Source organism: Burkholderia ubonensis subsp. mesacidophila, from assembly GCF_002097715.1.
GTDB classification, from domain to species: domain Bacteria; phylum Pseudomonadota; class Gammaproteobacteria; order Burkholderiales; family Burkholderiaceae; genus Burkholderia; species Burkholderia mesacidophila.
The window spans coordinates 2,831,018-2,848,849 of the sequence record NZ_CP020738.1 but is presented as its reverse complement, the minus strand read 5'-3'; the positions used below and the strand labels follow the sequence as shown (position 1 = coordinate 2,848,849).

Annotated in this window: 14 protein-coding genes and 1 pseudogene; 14 read left to right on the top strand and 1 reads right to left on the bottom strand. The window is 66.4% G+C overall.

Features of this window, described 5'->3' with window-relative positions; all coding sequences use genetic code 11:
• The first annotated feature begins 10 nt into the window (after positions 1 to 10).
• Entirely contained in the window at positions 11 to 1,033 is a 1,023-nt protein-coding gene (locus B7P44_RS30365; protein WP_084909543.1) for a 2Fe-2S iron-sulfur cluster binding domain-containing protein, read from the top strand.
• Between the two features lie 337 nt (positions 1,034 to 1,370).
• Here the strand turns inward: B7P44_RS30365 and B7P44_RS30360 are convergent.
• Positions 1,371 to 1,667: pseudogene (locus B7P44_RS30360) on the bottom strand (D-erythronate dehydrogenase); the annotation flags it as partial.
• 362 nt (positions 1,668 to 2,029) lie between these two features.
• Between B7P44_RS30360 and B7P44_RS30355 the strand changes: the two are divergent.
• The 13 genes from B7P44_RS30355 to B7P44_RS30295 all read left to right on the top strand — a co-directional run bounded on the left by B7P44_RS30355 (position 2,030) and on the right by B7P44_RS30295 (position 17,828).
• Complete coding sequence (locus B7P44_RS30355; protein ID WP_084909541.1) at positions 2,030 to 3,064, top strand: amino acid ABC transporter substrate-binding protein; 1,035 nt, start codon at positions 2,030 to 2,032, stop codon at positions 3,062 to 3,064.
• Positions 3,065 to 3,076: 12 nt separating this feature from the next.
• Positions 3,077 to 4,417 carry an ArsB/NhaD family transporter gene (locus tag B7P44_RS30350; protein WP_084909540.1) on the top strand — a complete coding sequence of 447 codons (1,341 nt, stop codon included), beginning with the start codon at positions 3,077 to 3,079 and terminating at the stop codon, positions 4,415 to 4,417.
• A 330-nt stretch (positions 4,418 to 4,747) separates the two neighbouring features.
• The gene (locus tag B7P44_RS30345; protein WP_084909539.1) at positions 4,748 to 6,172 is read left to right on the top strand and encodes a PAS domain-containing sensor histidine kinase; all 1,425 of its coding nucleotides are present in this window, start codon (positions 4,748 to 4,750) and stop codon (positions 6,170 to 6,172) included.
• The gene (locus B7P44_RS30340; RefSeq protein ID WP_084909538.1) at positions 6,169 to 6,804 is read left to right on the top strand and encodes a response regulator transcription factor; all 636 of its coding nucleotides are present in this window, start codon (positions 6,169 to 6,171) and stop codon (positions 6,802 to 6,804) included. The genes B7P44_RS30345 and B7P44_RS30340 overlap by 4 nt, the downstream gene beginning before the upstream one ends.
• Positions 6,805 to 6,933: 129 nt before the next feature.
• Positions 6,934 to 7,320 carry a response regulator transcription factor gene (locus B7P44_RS30335; RefSeq protein ID WP_084909537.1) on the top strand — a complete coding sequence of 129 codons (387 nt, stop codon included), beginning with the start codon at positions 6,934 to 6,936 and terminating at the stop codon, positions 7,318 to 7,320.
• 161 nt (positions 7,321 to 7,481) lie between these two features.
• Positions 7,482 to 8,051, top strand: coding sequence for a lipid-binding SYLF domain-containing protein (locus B7P44_RS30330; RefSeq protein ID WP_084909536.1), 570 nt, complete (start codon positions 7,482 to 7,484; stop codon positions 8,049 to 8,051).
• 82 nt (positions 8,052 to 8,133) lie between these two features.
• A complete protein-coding gene (locus tag B7P44_RS30325) occupies positions 8,134 to 8,670 on the top strand; it encodes a glycine zipper family protein (RefSeq protein ID WP_193834324.1) in 537 nt (178 codons plus the stop codon).
• 15 nt (positions 8,671 to 8,685) lie between these two features.
• Complete coding sequence (locus B7P44_RS30320) at positions 8,686 to 9,093, top strand: hypothetical protein (RefSeq protein ID WP_231716752.1); 408 nt, start codon at positions 8,686 to 8,688, stop codon at positions 9,091 to 9,093.
• 16 nt (positions 9,094 to 9,109) lie between these two features.
• Positions 9,110 to 10,279: an efflux RND transporter periplasmic adaptor subunit gene (locus tag B7P44_RS30315; RefSeq protein ID WP_084909534.1), complete on the top strand. Its 1,170-nt coding sequence runs from the start codon at positions 9,110 to 9,112 to the stop codon at positions 10,277 to 10,279.
• Between the two features lie 12 nt (positions 10,280 to 10,291).
• Entirely contained in the window at positions 10,292 to 13,486 is a 3,195-nt protein-coding gene (locus tag B7P44_RS30310; RefSeq protein WP_084909533.1) for an efflux RND transporter permease subunit, read from the top strand.
• A 1-nt stretch (position 13,487) separates the two neighbouring features.
• The gene (locus B7P44_RS30305; protein WP_084909532.1) at positions 13,488 to 14,954 is read left to right on the top strand and encodes an efflux transporter outer membrane subunit; all 1,467 of its coding nucleotides are present in this window, start codon (positions 13,488 to 13,490) and stop codon (positions 14,952 to 14,954) included.
• Entirely contained in the window at positions 14,951 to 16,237 is a 1,287-nt protein-coding gene (locus B7P44_RS30300) for a paraquat-inducible protein A (RefSeq protein ID WP_084909531.1), read from the top strand. Before B7P44_RS30305 ends, B7P44_RS30300 begins: the two co-directional genes overlap by 4 nt.
• Positions 16,212 to 17,828, top strand: coding sequence for a PqiB family protein (locus tag B7P44_RS30295; RefSeq protein WP_084909530.1), 1,617 nt, complete (start codon positions 16,212 to 16,214; stop codon positions 17,826 to 17,828). The genes B7P44_RS30300 and B7P44_RS30295 overlap by 26 nt, the downstream gene beginning before the upstream one ends.
• The last annotated feature ends 4 nt before the right edge of the window (positions 17,829 to 17,832 follow it).

Below are 17,832 nucleotides of genomic sequence, written 5' to 3'. Positions count from 1 at the left end.
AATCCTTCGGATGACCTATCAGATCGAGATCACGACGCGCGACGGGCAGCCGTTCGGCTTCGCTTGCGAGGATGGACAGGACCTGCTCACCGCGGCTGCGGAGGCCGGCATCACGCTGCCGTCGCAATGCCGGCGCGGCAGCTGCGGCGCGTGTCATGCCACGGTCGCCGAAGGCGACTACGACCTGCAGGCGCACAGCGCCGACGCGTTGCCGGTGGGCCAGCCGGGCGCGATCCTGTTGTGCCGGACGACGCCGCGCAGCGACTTGCGCGTCGTCGCGCCGTACGACCACGCGAAGGTGCTGCTGCAGCCGGTGCCGGTGCGCATCGCGCGGATCGCGACGCTCGACATGATCGCGGACCAGACGATGCGCGTCGAGCTGCAGGTCGAGCCCGACGACGCGAACGGCTCGGCCGTGGAGTTCGAGGCCGGCCAGTTCGCGGAGCTGGAGGTGCCGGGCAGCGGCGTGCGCCGGCCCTTTTCGCTCGCCAACACGAGCAACTGGGAGGGCCGCCTCGAGTTCCTGATCCGCCTGCGGCCGGACGGATGGTTCTCGACGTACCTGCGGGATCGCGCGCAGCCGGGCGATCCGCTGACCGTGCGCGCGCCGATGGGCGGCTTCGGGCTGTTCGCGGAAAGCCTGCGGCCGCGCTGGTTCGTCGCGGGCGGCACGGGGCTCGCGCCGATCCTGTCGATGCTGCGCCGGATGGCCGAGTATCAGGAGATGGTTGACGCACGGCTGTTCTTCGGCGTGAACCAGCAGAGCGATCTGTTCATGCTCGACGCGCTGCAGCAGTTGCAGGAAGACTTGCCGCAGTTGCGGGTGGATCTCTGCGTGTGGCATCCGCGCGATGACTGGGCGGGTTTTCGTGGCACGCCGGTGGATGCGTTGAGCGCGGCGTTGGCGGGGGCCGGGGTGCGGCCGGATATCTACGTGTGCGGGCCGCCGGCGCTCGTGCGGGGCGTGCAGGCTGCTGCCGCAGCGGCCGGCGTGCCCGACGCGCAGTTCGTGAGCGAGCGCTTCACGGCGTGAAGCGTGTGGGTGGTGACGGGCGCGTGCGCTGTGTGCGCTCCCGTTTGAGACATTGGCCGTGCGACAGGACGCCACAGGTACGCGGCTGTTTATGGATGTGTGTTGAAAATCATTGTCACATTAGTAAGGAATCCAAATGCTGAACGTCACCTCCGTTTTGATCAGTCTCGCTCCGATGTGGGCAATTTTGCTTGGCGCATCCTCGTTGGCCGCCTATCTGGTGTTTTGGCGTAAGGTAATCAAATGAATGCCGCGGGACGTGCTGTCGATGAACCGATAAAAAACCCTCGCAACCGTTCGGCATGCGAGGGTTTTATCGCGCAGTACAAATGCTGAATCAGCGCCGATCATCCTCGAGATATGCGCGGACCACGTCGACAAACGACGTATCCCCCTTCAACCCGAGCGCTTCCGCACGCGACGTATCCCACCGTCCCGGCCAGCTTCCGGCGATCTTCTCGACGCGCTCGTCCGGCGCGCGACGGATCGGCTTCACGACCTTGTCGCCCGCGACCTCGCGCAGCGCGGCGATCATCTCGTCGACCGTCACCGAAATCCCCGGCAGGTTGATCACGCGCTTGTTGCCGAGCCGCGCACCGTGGAACTAGCAGCCCGCGACGAGCGCGTCGATCGCGCCGCCGGCGCTCGTGCGGGGCGTTTTGGAGACTTCCGCGGAGGTCGCTTGCCGGCCCTCCTGCGTCATGCGTCTCGCACGTGCAAGGGTCCGCTATCCAGTCATTGACGCAGGTCGCGACGGCGGCGACGTTGCGCGACCTGTTCGTTGCGCGCGACCGCTTTCGTCGAATGCGACGCGCTTGGCATCGCGTGACGGCGCCACAGGTTCGCAAGTGGCGATTCGTCCGATAAACATCATTGCGGCTCTACGGCTTCGGGCCGACGTCCGGAAATGGGGAAACAAAAGTTCCCGTTCCCCCGGGGCGACGCACATAATGCACATGGTTGCCCGCCAGTGAACGCCGAAGAATTGGGAGAGCCATGATGCGCTTGAGTCGAATTCTCGGACGTATCGTCCTGATCGGCGTGCTGCTGATCGTCGCGACTCCCGGCGTGCGAGCGGCAGATGGCGCAACGCTGGCCCAGGCGAGGGCGCGCGGCGTGCTGCGCTGCGGCGTCAGCGAAGGCATCGCGGGTTTTTCGTCGCGCAACGCGTCCGGCGCCTGGACGGGCATCGACGTCGATTTCTGCCGGGCCGTCGCGGCCGCCGTACTGGACGGCCCGGACAAGGTCGAATACGTTCCGCTTCGCGCATCGGAACGCTTCCCGGCGCTGCGCGAGGGCGCGATCGATCTGCTTGCCCGCAACACGACCTGGACCTTGCTCCGCGAGGGTGCGCTCGGCGTGCAGTTCGCGGGCATTCTCTTCCATGACGGCCAGACGTTCTTGGTGAAGGCGCAGGGCGCGCCGCAGACGCTCGCTGGCCTCAAGGACGCAACCGTGTGCGTCAAGAAGGATACGACGAGCCAGGACCATCTTCTTGCGTATTCCACAGCGCACAGCCTGAACCTGCGGCCGGTCGTGGTTGCCTCGACGACCGAAGCAAGTGCCGCATTGTTCTCCGGACGGTGCCGCGCGTGGACGAGTGACGCGTCGCAACTCGCCGCGGCGCGTTCGATTGCCCCTGGCGGCCCGTCGTCCTGGATCATCATGCCGGAGCGCATTTCCCAGGAGCCACTGGGCCCGGTCGTCCGCGACGATGACCCGAAATGGCTCGTTCTCGTACGCTGGGTCCTGATTGCGCTCGTGCGTGCCGAACAGCTCGGGCTCACGCGGGAAAACGTCGCGTTCCGGTCGCACGAAGCCGCTGTGCGGGCGTCGCTGGTTACCGACGATGATGTCGACCGTAGCCTCGACGTAGCGCCGGGCTGGATGCTGCGCGCCGTGCGGGCGGCCGGCAGCTACGGCGAAATGTTCGATCGCAATCTCGGGGCGCGCAGCCCGCTCGGTCTCGAACGCGGGGCGAACCGTCTCTGGACGCAGGGCGGACTGATGTACGCGCCGCCCCTGCGCTAGGAGACCCGGCACATGAGCGAACTCCAGATCGTCGTCGTGCTCGCCGTCTTTTCGGCGGTCATTCTCGTCATTGCGTTCGATCTCGTCGACATGGCGGTTGCCGCGCTGGTCGGCACTTGCCTGCTGGTCGCGCTCGGCATTCTGACCGCCCAGGACATCGCCGACGCGTTCCGCGGTTCGAGCGGACCGATGAGTCTGTTGTTCGGGGGAATGGTCGTCGCGCGCATTCTCGGCACCACCGGCGTATTCGATCTGGTCGGCGACTACTATCTGCGTGCGACCGGTGGCAGCGGCCGGAGGTTCCTGCTCCTGCTGATCCTGATCGTCGCGCCGCTGTGCGCGGTGCTGCCGAACGCGACGACGGTCGTTCTGCTCGCACCCGTCATCATTCGTGTCGCACGGGCGCTCGACGTGGACATTGCGCAACCGATGATCCTGGCCGCGATCGTCAGCAATTCCGCCGGCTTGCTGACGATCGTCGGCGATCCGGCGACCTATCTCGTCGGCAGTTCGGTCGGCATGACGTTCGAGTTTTATCTGCGCCATGTGAGCGTTGGCGGTTTCGTCGCGATTGCGATCGTCGTGCCACTATTGCCGCGGTTGATGCCGGGCGTGTGGAGTCTGCGACGCACGTTGCCGCCGGCCGGGACGTCGACGCGCATCGAGCGGCCGGTCTATGCGAGTCTCACGGTCGCGGTGCTGGCGGCGATGGTGGGCCTCTTCGTATTCGGCGAGGATCTGCCCGCGCCGATCGTGCCGCCCGCCGCCGCGCTCATCGCGAGCGCGCTCGCCTTGCTCGTCGGCTATGCGGCGCGCGTCGAGCCGACCGACAGCGTGTTGCGCGACGTGGACTGGAAGACGCTCGTGTTTCTGGCCAGCATCTTCTGTCTCGTTCAGGCGATCGTGAAGACGGGCATGCTCCAGCTCATGGCGTTGCGGCTCCATGACCTGTTCGGCGTCCAGCTCACGCTAGTCGCACTGACCTTGATCGCGGTGATCGGCATCCTGTCGAGTCTGCTCGCGAACGTTCCCGTCGCAGCGGCATCGATCGTGATGGTCAAGGGCTATCTGGTGGCTGCCGAGGTCGTGCCCGAGACGGCGCTGTCGACGCACTTCACGCATTGGCCGGCCGTCGCGATTCCGGTATTCGTCGCGATGATGTTCGGCGCGACGCTCGGCGGCAACGCGACACTGATCGGTGCATCGGCCAATATCGTGTCGGCGGGCATCTGCGCGCGCCAGGGCGCGCCGGTCACGTTCATGCGATTCCTGCGGATCGGGCTGCCGGTGACGCTGTGCCAGCTCGCCGCGTCGGCGCTGTACGTGATCGTGCTGTCGCGATTGATGAGATGAACGGCGTTCCGACATATCAATGACTTCGATCAAGCCTGTCGAAAATAATCGCGTCATGACGGCGAAGAATGCCATCGGAACTGGAATCGAATCAGTCGGTATACCTAGAATTTCTTGCGAGTACGCGAGTAATCGCGGCTCACGTCGCCGATTTTCAGACGGCGGGTAGCGCAACGCAGCACCACGCATGGAGCGCCGGAACGCGGTGGAGCATCGCGCTTATCGCGGTTCGTTCCGCGGTCCGCTCCGCGGGCGGACTGCCGGAGCGACCGCGCGCCGCGGCAGGCGTGACAGTGCGGGGGCCGCGCGTCGCCACGGAGAAAAGCAGTCATGTCTCTCCCTACGCTGGGTATCGAGGTTGTGCTGGCGGCGGCCATGGCATCGTTCGTGTGGTGGTTACATAACATGCACACGCAACGGCAATCGCCGGTCGGCACGAGCAGCGGCCCGGCAGGCCGGCATTCGCCGCGTCACGCGCGCGAGCGCAGTGCGCCGTTCAGCATGGCGGCGCCGCAATGCGCGGCACCACGGCGGGAACCCCGCGGCGAAGGATTCCTGGAGCATGCGGGTCTGCACATTCCGCCGGCGCTGCGTCGCGCGTCGGACGCGGCAGCCCGTATCCCGTGGTTCGGCAAGCGTTTGAAATCCGATCCGGATCATCGCCAAACGGCAACGCCGATGCGCGATGCGTTGGAGCGCGTACCGGTGGCAATCGTCGGTTTCAACGAGCGTGATGAAATCGTCTTTGCCAATGAAAAGGCGAGGGCGCTGTTCGGTTACCACGGCGATGCGTTGACCGGCGCGTCCGGTCGGATGCTGTTTCCCGACTGTCACGCGAGCGTCGAGTGCAACGTGCCGCCGCCGGTGCAGTCGATGCAATCGGTGGTGGCGAGACGCAGCGACGGAGCGGAATTCCCGGCGGAAGTGACGACGAGCGAGTGCTGCGTCGACGGCGCGCCGATCCGGCTCGCGGTCGTCGTCGATCGCAGCGACCGGGTCGAATTGCAGCGGAACCGGCAGGAGCTCGCGCATCTGACCCGCATCTCCGCGCTCGGCGAACTGGCGGGTTCGCTCGCGCACGAATTGAACCAGCCGCTGACCGCGATCCTGAGCAACGCGCAGGCCGCGCAGCACTTCCTGGACGCGGATCCGATCAACCTGGCCGAGGTGCGGGAGACCCTGAAGGACATCGTGGCCGACAATTGCCGCGCGGGTGAAATCATCCGAAAAATGCGCGCGCTCGTCCGCAAGGGCGACGTGGATCTGCAGCCGCTCGACGTCGGCGGCGTCGTCCGGGACGTCGTGCTGCTCGTGCATAGCGACGCGATCCTGCGCCGCATCCGGACGACGTTCGACATCGAAGACGCGCTACCTTCCGTGCGTGGCGACCGGGTGCAACTGCAGCAGGTCGTGCTCAATCTCCTGCTCAACGGATTCGATGCAGTGCATGACGGGCCCGCCGCGGATCGTGTCGTCACCGTGCGGGTATGGGCCGAGCCCGAAGGCGCGGTGCGCATCTGCGTGTGCGATCGCGGGCGCGGACTGACGGTCGACCAGTTCGACAGGATCTTCAAGCCGTTCTTCACGTCGAAGCCGCACGGGCTGGGATTGGGCCTGTCGATCAGCCGGACGATCGTCGCCGCGCACGGCGGCCGTCTCTGGGCGGAAAACAACGCGGACCGCGGCGCTTCGTTCCATGTCGCGTTGCCGGCAGGGGGCCCGGCGGAATCGAACCACGTGCGCCGGCAACCATGAACGATCCCGCTTCGATTGTCTTCATCGTGGACGACGACCTTGCGGTCCGGCGCGCGCTGTCACGGCTCGTCCGCTCGGCAGGCTACCGGGCCGAGTCGTTCGAATCGGGGCGCGCATTTCTCGCCGCGGCCGATCCGACGAACTGCCCCGCATGCCTGCTGCTGGATCTCCAGCTGCCGGACGTGAACGGACTCGACATCCAGCGCGAACTGAATGCGGCGCTGCCGATCATTTTCATTACCGGGCACGGCGACATCGGCACGACCGTGGACGCGATGAAGGCCGGCGCGGCCGACTTCCTGCCGAAGCCGGTTAGCGATACGGTCCTGCTCGACGCGATCCGGCGCGCGCTCGAGCGTTCGATGCAGATGGGCGAACGCCGCCGGGAGCTAGCGAGCCTTCAGGCGCGCGCCGGCCGCCTGACGCCGCGAGAGCGGGAAGTCATGGCGCTCGTCGTGACGGGCCGCTTGAACAAACAGGTCGCCGACGATCTCGGCATCACCGAAAAAACCATCAAGATTCACCGCGCACGCGTGATGGAAAAAATGGAAGCGGCGTCGCTGGCGGACCTCGTGCGTCTCGCCGACAAGCTCGGCATCGGCGCTTCGACATCCGTGCGCCCGGTTCGCTGAGGGCCCGCGCGGCGCATCGTCCGTCACAACGGTGGACCAAAGTCTTATACCGGTTTCGCTCCTCGCCTGATAGCCTCAATCTGCGGGATCGCTGTGACGCGGACAACGGCCGAATCCGGAATTCTCACAATGGGTAACGTCAAGCCATTCGTTGCGGTTGTCGACGACGATGAATCGGTGGGCCGGGCGATCAAGCGTCTGTTGCGATCTGTCGGCATCGGCGCGGACACGTTTTCGAGCGGCGACGATTTTCTGGACACGCTAGCGTCGATGCCCTCATACCGCCCCGCATGCGTGATTCTCGACATCCAGATGCCCGGGCTCAACGGACTCGAGGTGCAGCGGCGCCTCGACGGCACGGGGGTGCCCGTCATCGTGATCACCGCCTACGACGACGTCGCCGTGCGCGAACAGGCGCTCGCGGCCGGGGCGATCGCCTATGTGCGCAAGCCGTTCAACGATGCGCTGCTGATCAAGACCGTGTGCACCGCGCTGGGCATCGCGTCGCCGCCGTGAAGGCGTATCCGCGCGCCGGTGCCGCCGTTGCCATATGGGACCAAAGTCCCATTGTTCTTGATGTATGCGGCAACCACACTTGAATCCGACACCGTGCGGCAGATGCCATGGTAAATGGCGCGGGCTTGCACGATTGCGGGAAATCAACGGGAGTACGCATCATGATCGAATGCATTCGCAAGCTGGCCGGGATCTCGCTGCTGGCCGTGACGGCTGCCTGCTCGACCGGTCAATCGCCGTCCGCATCCGGTAGCGGAGGGGCGGATCCCGTTCTCGACCAGGATGCGCAGGCGGCGCTGGCGAACCTGTACGTCGCCACGCCCCAGGCGAAGGACGTGGCGGCCAAGGCCAAGGGCATTCTCGTGTTTCCGAGCGTGGTGAGAGCCGGGTTCATTGCCGGCGCCTCGCACGGCACGGGCGAATTGATCGAGGCTGGCAAGGTCACCGGATACTACGCGACGACATCGGTGACTTACGGCCTTCAGGCGGGTGTCCAGACATACGGCTACGTGATGATGTTCATGTCGGACAAGGCGCTCGACAACCTCAAGACGAGTTCCGGGTTCGAAGTCGGCATGGCGCCGACCGTCGTGATCGGCGATGCGGGCGCTGCCAGGAATCTGACGACGACCACGCTGCAGTCCGATATCTACGCGTTCATCTTCGATCAGAAGGGCTTGATGGCCGGGATCGGCTTGAGAGGGTCGAAGATTACCCGCCTCAATCGATGAAGCAGGCGTCCGTCGCCTGCCGCATGCTGGCGAACGGCGGCCCGGATTGCGATCGGAAGATTGGATGGAAGCGAGGCCACTCATGGAATTCGCGTTGCGGCGATCGAAGCCTCCACGGCCACGCAAACGTGGAGCGGCCCGCAAGCGGCGGCTCGCACCGTTCGCGATGGGTCTCGTCGCATTGACGATTGCCGGCTTCGCGTGCGCGCAGCAGCCGATCTTCTATCCCGCGAAGGGGCAGAGTGCGCAAAAGCAACAGACCGACACGGCGGAATGCCAGGTGTGGGCAAAACAGACCACGGGCGTCGATCCGGTTGCCCTCGCGCAGCGCGCCGCTGCTCCGTCCGCACAGCCGCCGTCGCAGGGTGGCGTGCTGCGAGGCGCTGCGGGCGGCGCAGCCATGGGGGCCGCAATTGGGGCGATCGCCGGCGATGCCGGCAAGGGCGCGGCGATCGGCGCAATCACCGGCACGGCCGGCGGCGGCATGCGCCGGCTTCGCCGGGAGCAGGCCGCTGCCCAACAGGAGCAAGCCATGCAGAGCAGCACCGCGAGCCAGCTGTCGACGTTTACGCGCGCCGTGACCGCATGCATGAACGGGCGGGGCTACACGAGCCAATAGCATCGGAGGCGAGCGGTGGATGCGGCCATGAACAATCTCGTACGTACGGCACTGGCGGCGACCTTCCTGCTGGATTGTGCAGGCGCATGCGCGGGCGATTTCGATGGAAGCAAGCCGTTGCTGTGCGCGACGATCGAGGCTCACGCATGCGATCCGGGCCTTTCCTGCGCGCGTGCGCTGCCTGCGGACCTCGGTGCGCCAAGGTTCCTGTCCATCGACTTCATCAAGAAGACGATTGCCGGGCCCGCGCGGCGCTCACCGATTCAATTCATCGAGAAAGGCCAGAACCAGATCGCCATGCAGGGCACCGAACTCGGCTTCGCGTGGACACTCGTGCTCGACACGCGCGACGGGACGATGACGGCGACCCTCGTCAATCGCGAAGACGCCGTGGTGGTGTTCGGAGACTGCACGGCGATGTAGCGTCGGGAACCGTCCCATGAAGCCCGCATCCCTCATTTGTTCGCTGCCGCTGCTCGCGGCCCTCGCCGTCTGCGCCGGATGCAAGAAGCCGGCGGCAATCCCGAAGCTCGGCGAGCCTGAAGTGACGGTCGTGACGGTCGCGCCGCGCGATACGCCGGTGGACTTCGAATTCACCGCGCAGACGCAGAGTTCGCACGAGGTCGAGATTCGTGCACGGGTGGACGGCTTCCTGGACAAGCGCACCTATGTCGAAGGGCAGATGGTGAAGTTCGGCCAGACGCTGTTCCTGATGGACCACAAGCCGTTCGATGCCGCGCTGCAGACTGCGAAGGGCCAGTTGGCGCAGCAGCAGGCGAGGCTCAACGTCGCGAAGGAAAATCTCGCGCGGGTCAGGCCGCTCGCCGCGCAGAACGCGCTGAGCAAGAAGGACCTGGACGACGCGGTCGGCAACGTGCAGCAGGCCGAGGCTGCGGTGATCGCCGCGCAGGGGCAGGTGCAGACGGCGCAGCTCAACCTCGGCTATACGACGATCAAGTCGCCGATCACCGGCCTGTCGAGCTTCGCTCGGCAGCAGGACGGCAGCTATGTCACAGCCACCGCCGCGGGGTTGCTCACGTACGTGTACCAGCTCGACCCGATGTGGGTGAATTTCAGCATTTCCGAAAACGAGATGCTCAAGCGCCGCGACGAAATTACGAGAGGGAAGCTGCGCTTTCCGCCGAACGACGAATTTGTCGTGACGCTCGTGCTGGCCGACGGCACCGAATTTCCGCAGCGCGGGCGGATCAACTTCGCGAACCCGGCATTCAGCACCGACACCGGAACGTTTCTGGTGCGCGCCGTGTTCGACAACCCGAACGGCACGTTGCGGCCCGGGCAGTTCGTGCGCGCGCGCGTGTCCGGCGCGCTGCGGCCCAGCGCGGTGCTGGTGCCGCAGCGCGCCGTCCTGCAGGGGGCCAAGAGTCACTACGTATGGGTTGTCGACAACGCGTCGAAGGCGCATGAGCGCGTCGTGGAAGTCGGGGAATGGCACGGCGACGACTGGTTCATCACCGACGGGCTGAAGGCCGGCGAGCGCGTGGTGGTCGACGGCGCGATACGTGTCGCACCGGATACGCCGCTGAAGATCGTCCCGGCGGCGGCGCCATCGGCCGCGAGCGGATCCGGCGTCGCCGCAGCCCAATGACGGGGCGGTGTCATGAACATCTCCCACTTCTGCATCGACCGGCCGATCTTCGCGTCCGTCATCTCGATCGTCATCACGCTGGGCGGCACATTGACGATGCTTTCGCTGCCGGTGGCCCAGTACCCGGACGTCACGCCGCCGCAGATCACCATTGCTGCGTCATATCCGGGCGCGAGCGCGGACGTCGTCGCCAACAACGTGGCCGCGCCGATCGAGCAGCAGGTCAACGGCGCGGACAACATGATCTACATGGAATCGTCCAGCTCGTCGACCGGCAACCTGACGATCAACGCGTTCTTCGAGATCGGCACCAACCCGGAACTCGCGCAGGTGGACGTGCAGAACCGCGTGAACCTGGCGCTGCCGCAACTGCCGCAATCGGTGCAGGCGCAGGGCGTGCAGATCCAGAAGAAGTCGTCCGCGTTCATGATGGTCATCGCGATCTATTCCCCGCAGGAGCGCTACGACGCGACCTATATCGCCAACTACACGAACATCTACGTGCTCGATGCGATCAAGCGCATCGGCGGGGCCAATCAGTCCGCCATCTTCGGCACGCCCGACTATGCGATGCGCATCTGGCTGAAGCCGGACCGCATGGCGCAACTGGGCATCACCGCAGCCGACGTCCAGCGCGCGGTCGCCAACCAGAACCAGCAGTTCGCGGTCGGGCGGCTCGGCCAGGCGCCGACCGGCGGCGCGGTCGAGCAGTCGTTCGCGGTGACGACCCCGGGCCGCCTCGCCGAGCCGGCCGACTTCGACAACATCATCGTCCGGGCCGCGAGCCAGGGCACGGCGATCGTCCGCCTCAAGGACATCGGGCGCGCCGAACTGGGGCAGAAGGACTATTCGATTCGCAGCCGCTTCCAGGGCAAGCCGGCCACGATCATCGCCGTCTATCAGCAGCCGGGCGCCAATGCGCTCGATGTGTCCAAGCAGGTTCGCGCGACGCTCGCGGACATGAAGAAGTCGTTTCCCGAAGGGCTCGATTACCGGATCGCGATGGATACGACGGATTTCACGCGCGCGTCGATCAACGACGTCGTGCATACCTTCTTCGAGGCGCTCGTATTGGTCGTGATCGTCGTGTTCGTGTTCCTGCAAAGCCTGCGCGCCACCATCATTCCGGTGCTGGCCGTGCCGGTGTCGATTCTCGGCACGGCGATGGGCATGGCGTTGCTAGGCTTCTCGATCAACATGCTGACGCTGTTCGGCATGGTGCTCGCGATCGGCATCGTGGTCGACGACGCGATCGTCGTGATCGAGAACGTCGAGCGCAACATGACGGTGCACAAGCTCGACCCGAAGGCGGCCGCCAAGCGGGCGATGGACGAGGTGGCCGGGCCGGTGGTGGCGATCGTGCTGGTGCTGTGCGCGGTGTTCGTGCCGGTCGCGTTTCTCGGCGGCATCACGGGGCAGCTCTACAAGCAGTTTGCGATCACGATCGCGATTTCGGTGGTGATCTCGGGCGTCGTCGCGCTGACGTTGTCGCCGGCGCTGGCCGCGCTGCTGCTCACGAGCGCGCACCACGAGAAGAAGGGCTTCTTCCGGTGGTTCGAAAACGTGTTCGCGCGGCTGACGGCCGGCTACACGCGCGCGGTCAGGTTCGTCATCAAGCGTTTCGTGTTCGCACTCGTCCTGTTCGGCGGCATGATCGCGCTGACGGTCGTGTTGTTCCGGACGATCCCGGGCGCGTTTCTGCCGCCGGAGGATCAAGGCTACCTGCTCGGCGCGGTCATCATGCCGGACGCGGCGAGCCTCGACCGCACAGGCGACGTGTCGCAGCGGGTCGCCGACTACTTCATGAAGCAGGCGGCGGTGGACAGTGTGACGACGGTCGACGGCTTCAGCCTGCTCGACAGCCAGAACAAGAACAACGCCGGCACGTTCTTCGTCGGCCTGAAGGGCTTCGACGAGCGCTACAAGTTCGCGAACATCCGGACGCAGAATGCCCGCGCCGTGCTGATCGATGCGTATTTGAACCTGTCCGGGATCAAGCAGGGGATCGTCGTTCCCGTCAATCCGCCGTCGATTCCGGGGCTCGGTACGACCGGCGGAACCGAGGTGTGGGTGCAGAGCAAGGGCGACGCATCGATCGCGCAGCTGGCCGGTGTCGTGGAGGAATTCGTGAACAAGGTGAAAGCGCGGCCGGAGCTGTCGGGCGTGACGTCGACCTTCAACGCATCGTCGCAGCAGCTTCTGGTCGATGTGGATCGCGATAAATCCGAGACGCTCGGCGTGCCGATCCAGGACGTGTACAGCGCGATGCAGACGATGTTCGGCTCGCTCTACGTGTCGCAATTCAACCGGGCGAGCCGGCTCTGGCAGGTCATCCTGCAGGCGGAGCCGTCCTACCGCCTCAAGCCGCAGGACCTCGACCAGATCTACGTGCGCAGCACGAACGGCAGCATGGTGCCGCTCAGGTCCGTGGTGACCTACCGGTACGTGACCGGCCCCGACCTGATCACGCGGTTCAACAATTTCCCCGCGGTCAAGATCACGGCCAATGCGGCGCCCGGCTACAGCTCGGGCCAGGTCATCGCGGCACTGGAGGCGGTGGCCGCGCAGATGCCGCCCGGCTACGACGTCGCGTGGAGCGGCGAGGCCTACGAGGCGCGCAAGTCGGGCGGCACGTCCGGCTTGGTGTTCGTCTTCGGCCTCGTGATGGTGTTCCTGATCCTCGCCGCGCAGTACGAGAAGTGGTCGCTGCCGTTCGGCGTGCTGATGGCGGTGCCGTTCGCGATGTTCGGCGCGCTGGTCGCGATCCTGCTGCGCGGGCTGAATAACGACGTCTACTTCCAGATCGGGCTGACCATGCTGGTCGCGCTGGCCGCGAAGAACGCGATCCTGATCTTCGAGTTCGCGGTGATCAACCGCGAGGCGGGCGCGTCGCCGTACGACGCGGCGCTGACGGCGTCGGAAGAGCGCTTGCGGCCGATCATCATGACCTCGCTGGCGTTCATCCTCGGCGTCGTGCCGCTGGCGATCGCGCTCGGCGCGTCGGCGAACAGCCGTCACTCGATCGGCACGGGCGTCATCGGCGGGATGCTCGGGGCCACGGCGATCGCCGTGTTCTTCATCCCGATGTTCTATTACCTGCTCGAGGCGCTGTCGTCACGCTCGCGCGGCCAGGCCCTGCCGCCTTCGTCGGCGGCAGGGCCCGGCTCGCCGCACACCGCGCCGTCCGCGCCTTGCAAGGACGACTGACATGCGACGCGCCGCGCTCTGGCGCCTCTGCGCGCCGGTCTTGCTGATGGGCTTGGGCGGCTGCCTGCTCGGCCCGGACTACGTGCGGCCCAAGGTCGACGTGCCGGTGTCGTTCCGGTTCGCGCCCGACGAGGCCGCGGACGTCGCCAACAGCGCGTGGTGGGAGCAGTTCCAGGACCCGACATTGAATGCGTTGATCGCGACCGCGCTGGCGGAAAACCGCGACGTCAAGGCGGCGTCGGCGCGCGTCGACGAATTCCTCGGGCAGTTCGTCAGCACGCGCTCGGCGTTGTTTCCGCAGCTCGCCGCCGGGTTCGACGCCGAGCGGCAGCGGTCGTCGCGAAGCGGTGCGATTCCGCTGCCGCCGACGGTGCCGTCGGTCTCGAACCAGTTTCAGGCGACCCTGTCGGCATCGTGGGACCTCGACCTGTTCGGCAAGGTCAGGCGCGAGACCGAAGCCGCGCGCGCCAACCTGCGCGCGAGCGAGGAAGCGCGTCGCGCGACGATCCTGACGCTGGTGGCGTCGGTCGCATCGTCCTACATCACGCTGCGCAGCCTCGACCGCCAGCTGGAGATCGCGAAAGCGACGACCGCGAGCCGCGCGGACTCCGTCAAGGTGTTCACCGCGCGCTTCAACGGCGGCGAAGTGTCGCAGATGGAGCTGGCGCAAAGCCAGTCCGAATACGAGGCGACGCTCGCGACGATTTCGCAGCTCGACACGCAGATCGCTCAGCAGGAGCACGCGCTGTCCGTGCTGCTCGGCCGCAATCCCGGCCCGATCATGCGCGGCCGCCCGCTCGCCGAGCTCGAGACGCCGGCGGTGCCCGCCGGGCTGCCGTCGGACCTGCTCGAACGCCGGCCCGACCTGCGGCAGGCGGAACAGAACCTGATCGCGCAGAACGCGCTGATCGGCGCGGCCCGCGCGCTGTACTTCCCGTCGATTTCGCTGACCGGGCTGTTCGGTTCGGTCAGTGCGCAATTCTCGAATCTCTTTACCGGGCCCGCGCGCGCGTGGTCGTTTGCCGGATCGGCGACGCTGCCGATCTTCACGGGCGGCAACATCACCGGGCAGGTCCACCAGGCCGAGGCGCGTCAGCAGGAAGCGCTTTACGCGTACCAGAAGGCGATCGAGGTCGCGTTCCAGCAGGTCGAGGACGCGCTGATCGGATTGCAGAAGTCGCGCGAGCAGCTTGCCACTCAGGCCCGGCAGATCGACGCGTTGCGCACGTACGAGCGGCTTGCCCGGCTGCGCTACGAGGGCGGCTACACGAGCTACATCGAAGTGCTCGACGCCGAGCGCACGCTGTTCAATGCGGAGTTGTCATATACGCAGACACGCAGCGCGACGCTCACGTCGCTCGTCAATCTCTACATGGCCATGGGCGGGGGCTGGGTCGTCACGGCCGAACGGATGACCGTGCCGCATGCCGCCGCCGATCGGCCCGTGGCCGACGAGGAGGCGAAGTGAACCGCGCCGGCCTGCTTGTCTGCCACGAATGCGACCTGCTCCAGCGGGACGCGCCGGTGGCGCCCGGCTGCGCGCTGCGCTGCCGGCGCTGCCGCGCCGAGCTTTACCGCAACCGCCTGGACAGCCTGGAGCGCGCGCTGGCGTTTGCCGCGGCCTCGGGCGTGCTGTTCGTCATCTCCAACCTGTATCCGATCGTCGGCCTGTCGGTCGGCGGGACGCTGGTGGAGACGACGCTCGCCGGCGCCGTGCGGGTGCTGTATGCGGACGGCATATGGCCGCTGGCCGGACTCGTGTTCGCGACCACGATCCTGATGCCGCTCACGCAGATCGCCGGCATGCTCTGGCTGCTGGTGCCGCTGCGGATGAATCGCGTGCCGGCGGGCGCGGCGCGCGTGTTTCGCATCTGCCATCTCGCGGCGCCGTGGGGGATGACGGAAGTGCTGATCCTCGGCCTGCTGGTGGCGCTGGTCAAGCTGGCCCATATCGCGAGCGTCGTGACGGGCGTCGCGCTCTATTCGTTCGGCGCGCTGATGCTGGTGCTCGCTGCCGCCGGCGCTGCGTTCGATGCGCATGAACTGTGGTCACGGATCGACGCGGCGCGGGGCGGTGGGAGGGACGGCAGCGGCGTGTCCGTGCCGCGCGGCGTCGTTACCGCCGCCGATTGCGGCCTCGCGCTGTGCCACGACTGTGGGCAACTCGCGCGCACGCCGGCGGATGCGCACGATCTGGCCTGTCCGCGCTGCGGCGCGGCGCTGCACGTGCGCAAGCCCGCGAGCGTGTCGCGCACGTGGGCGCTCCTGATCGCCGCGATGGTCCTTTACATCCCCGCGAACGTGTTGCCGGTGATGTACACGAGTTCGCTGTTCGGTGCGCAGAAGGACACCATCCTGAGCGGCGTCGTCTATCTGTGGGTGTCCGGATCGTGGCCGCTCGCGGTCGTGGTGTTCATCGCCAGCATCGCGGTGCCGCTGCTCAAGATCCTCGCGCTCGCGTATCTCGCGTCTTCGGTCCAGCTGCATTCACGATGGCTGCCTGAACAGCGCGCCCGCATCTATCGAATGGTCGAATTCGTCGGGCGCTGGTCGATGCTCGACATCTACGTGATCACGATGCTCGTTGCCCTCGTGCAGTTCCAGGCGCTGGCGACGATCAAGGCCGGTCCTGCGGCGATCGCGTTCGGAGCGGTGGTCGTGCTGACGATGTTCGCGGCGACGACATTCGACCCCCGCCTGATCTGGGACACTGGGGAGCAGCATCATGGGTGGCCCCGAGAAAACGCCTGACATGCCGGACATTCCGGAAGCCGTCGCCACGACGCGCTCGCGCTGGCGCATGCAACTCGTCTGGCTCGTGCCGATCGTCGCGGTGCTGATCGGCGGATGGCTGGCGGTGAAGGCCGTCATCGAACAAGGTCCGACGATCACGATCACCTTCAGGACCGGAGAAGGGCTCGAAGCCGGGAAGACGAAGATCAAGTTCAAGGACGTCGATATCGGCGTCGTCAGGTCGGTGGTGCTGTCCACCGATCACAAACGCGTGGTCGCGACCGCCGACATCTCCAAGGACGCGACGACGCTGCTGGTCGACAACACGCGCTTCTGGGTCGTGCGCCCGCGCATTGCCGGCGGCACGGTGTCGGGCCTCGGCACGCTGCTGTCCGGTTCGTTCATCGGCGCCGACGTCGGCGATGCGAAGGGCGCGCGCCGCGCGTTCACCGGCCTCGAAGCCCCGCCGGTTTTCACGAGCGACGAGCCCGGTCGCGAGTTCGTGCTGAAGAGCGCGGACATGGGGTCGGTCGACGTCGGCGCGCCCGTCTATTTTCGGCGGCTCCAGGTCGGACAGGTCGTGACCTACGCGCTCGATCCGGACGGCAAGGGCGTGACGCTGCGCGTGTTCGTCAATGCGCCGTATGACCGGTTCGTGACTGCCGATTCGCGCTTCTGGCACGCGAGCGGCATCGACGTCGCGCTGAGCCCCGACGGCTTGCGGGTCGAAACGCAATCGCTGGTGTCGATCATGATCGGAGGCATCGCGTTCGAGACGCCGGTCGATTCGCTCGATCAGCCGGTCGCGGCAACTGGCGCGCCGTTCACGCTGTTCCACGACCGGGCGGAGGCGATGAAGCGACACGACCGGATCGTCGAGAAGTACCTGGTGAACTTCACCGAATCGGTGCGCGGCCTGGCGGTCGGGGCGCCCGTCGATTTCCGCGGCGTGACGGTCGGCGAGGTGACGGGCATCTATACGCGCTTCGATCGCGAAACCCGCAAGTTCAGTATTCCCGTCGAATTCAATCTTTATCCGGAGCGTTTCACGTCGCGCTACCGGACGGGCGTAAAAGGCGGGCGCCTTTCCCAGCATCCCGAACAACTGGCGAACGTGCTCGTGGAGCACGGGCTGCGCGCCCAGTTGAGGACCGGCAACCTGTTGACCGGGCAACTCTACGTCGCGCTCGATTTCTTTCCGGATGCGGCGAAGGCGACGATCGACTGGGCCGCCAGCCCGCCTGAAATACCGGCGATTGCGGGGTCGCTGCAATCGCTGCAGGATTCGGTGACACGCCTGATGGCGAAACTCAACGGCGTTCCGCTCGACAAGATCGGCAACAACGCGCAACAGACGCTGGCAAGTGCCAACCTCCTGCTCAAGCAGCTCGACACCGTGGTGCCGCAGGCGCGCGATACGCTGGCGTCGGCGCATTCCGCGCTCGATTCGGCGAACAGTGCGCTGCAGCCGGGCTCGGAGCTGCAGCAGAACACCGGCGACGCGATGCGCGAGATCGCCCGCACGGCCGCGGCGTTCCGGACGCTGGCCGACTACCTCGAGCGGCATCCGGAAGCGCTGGTGAGGGGCAAGTCGGAGGGCCGGCCGTGAAACG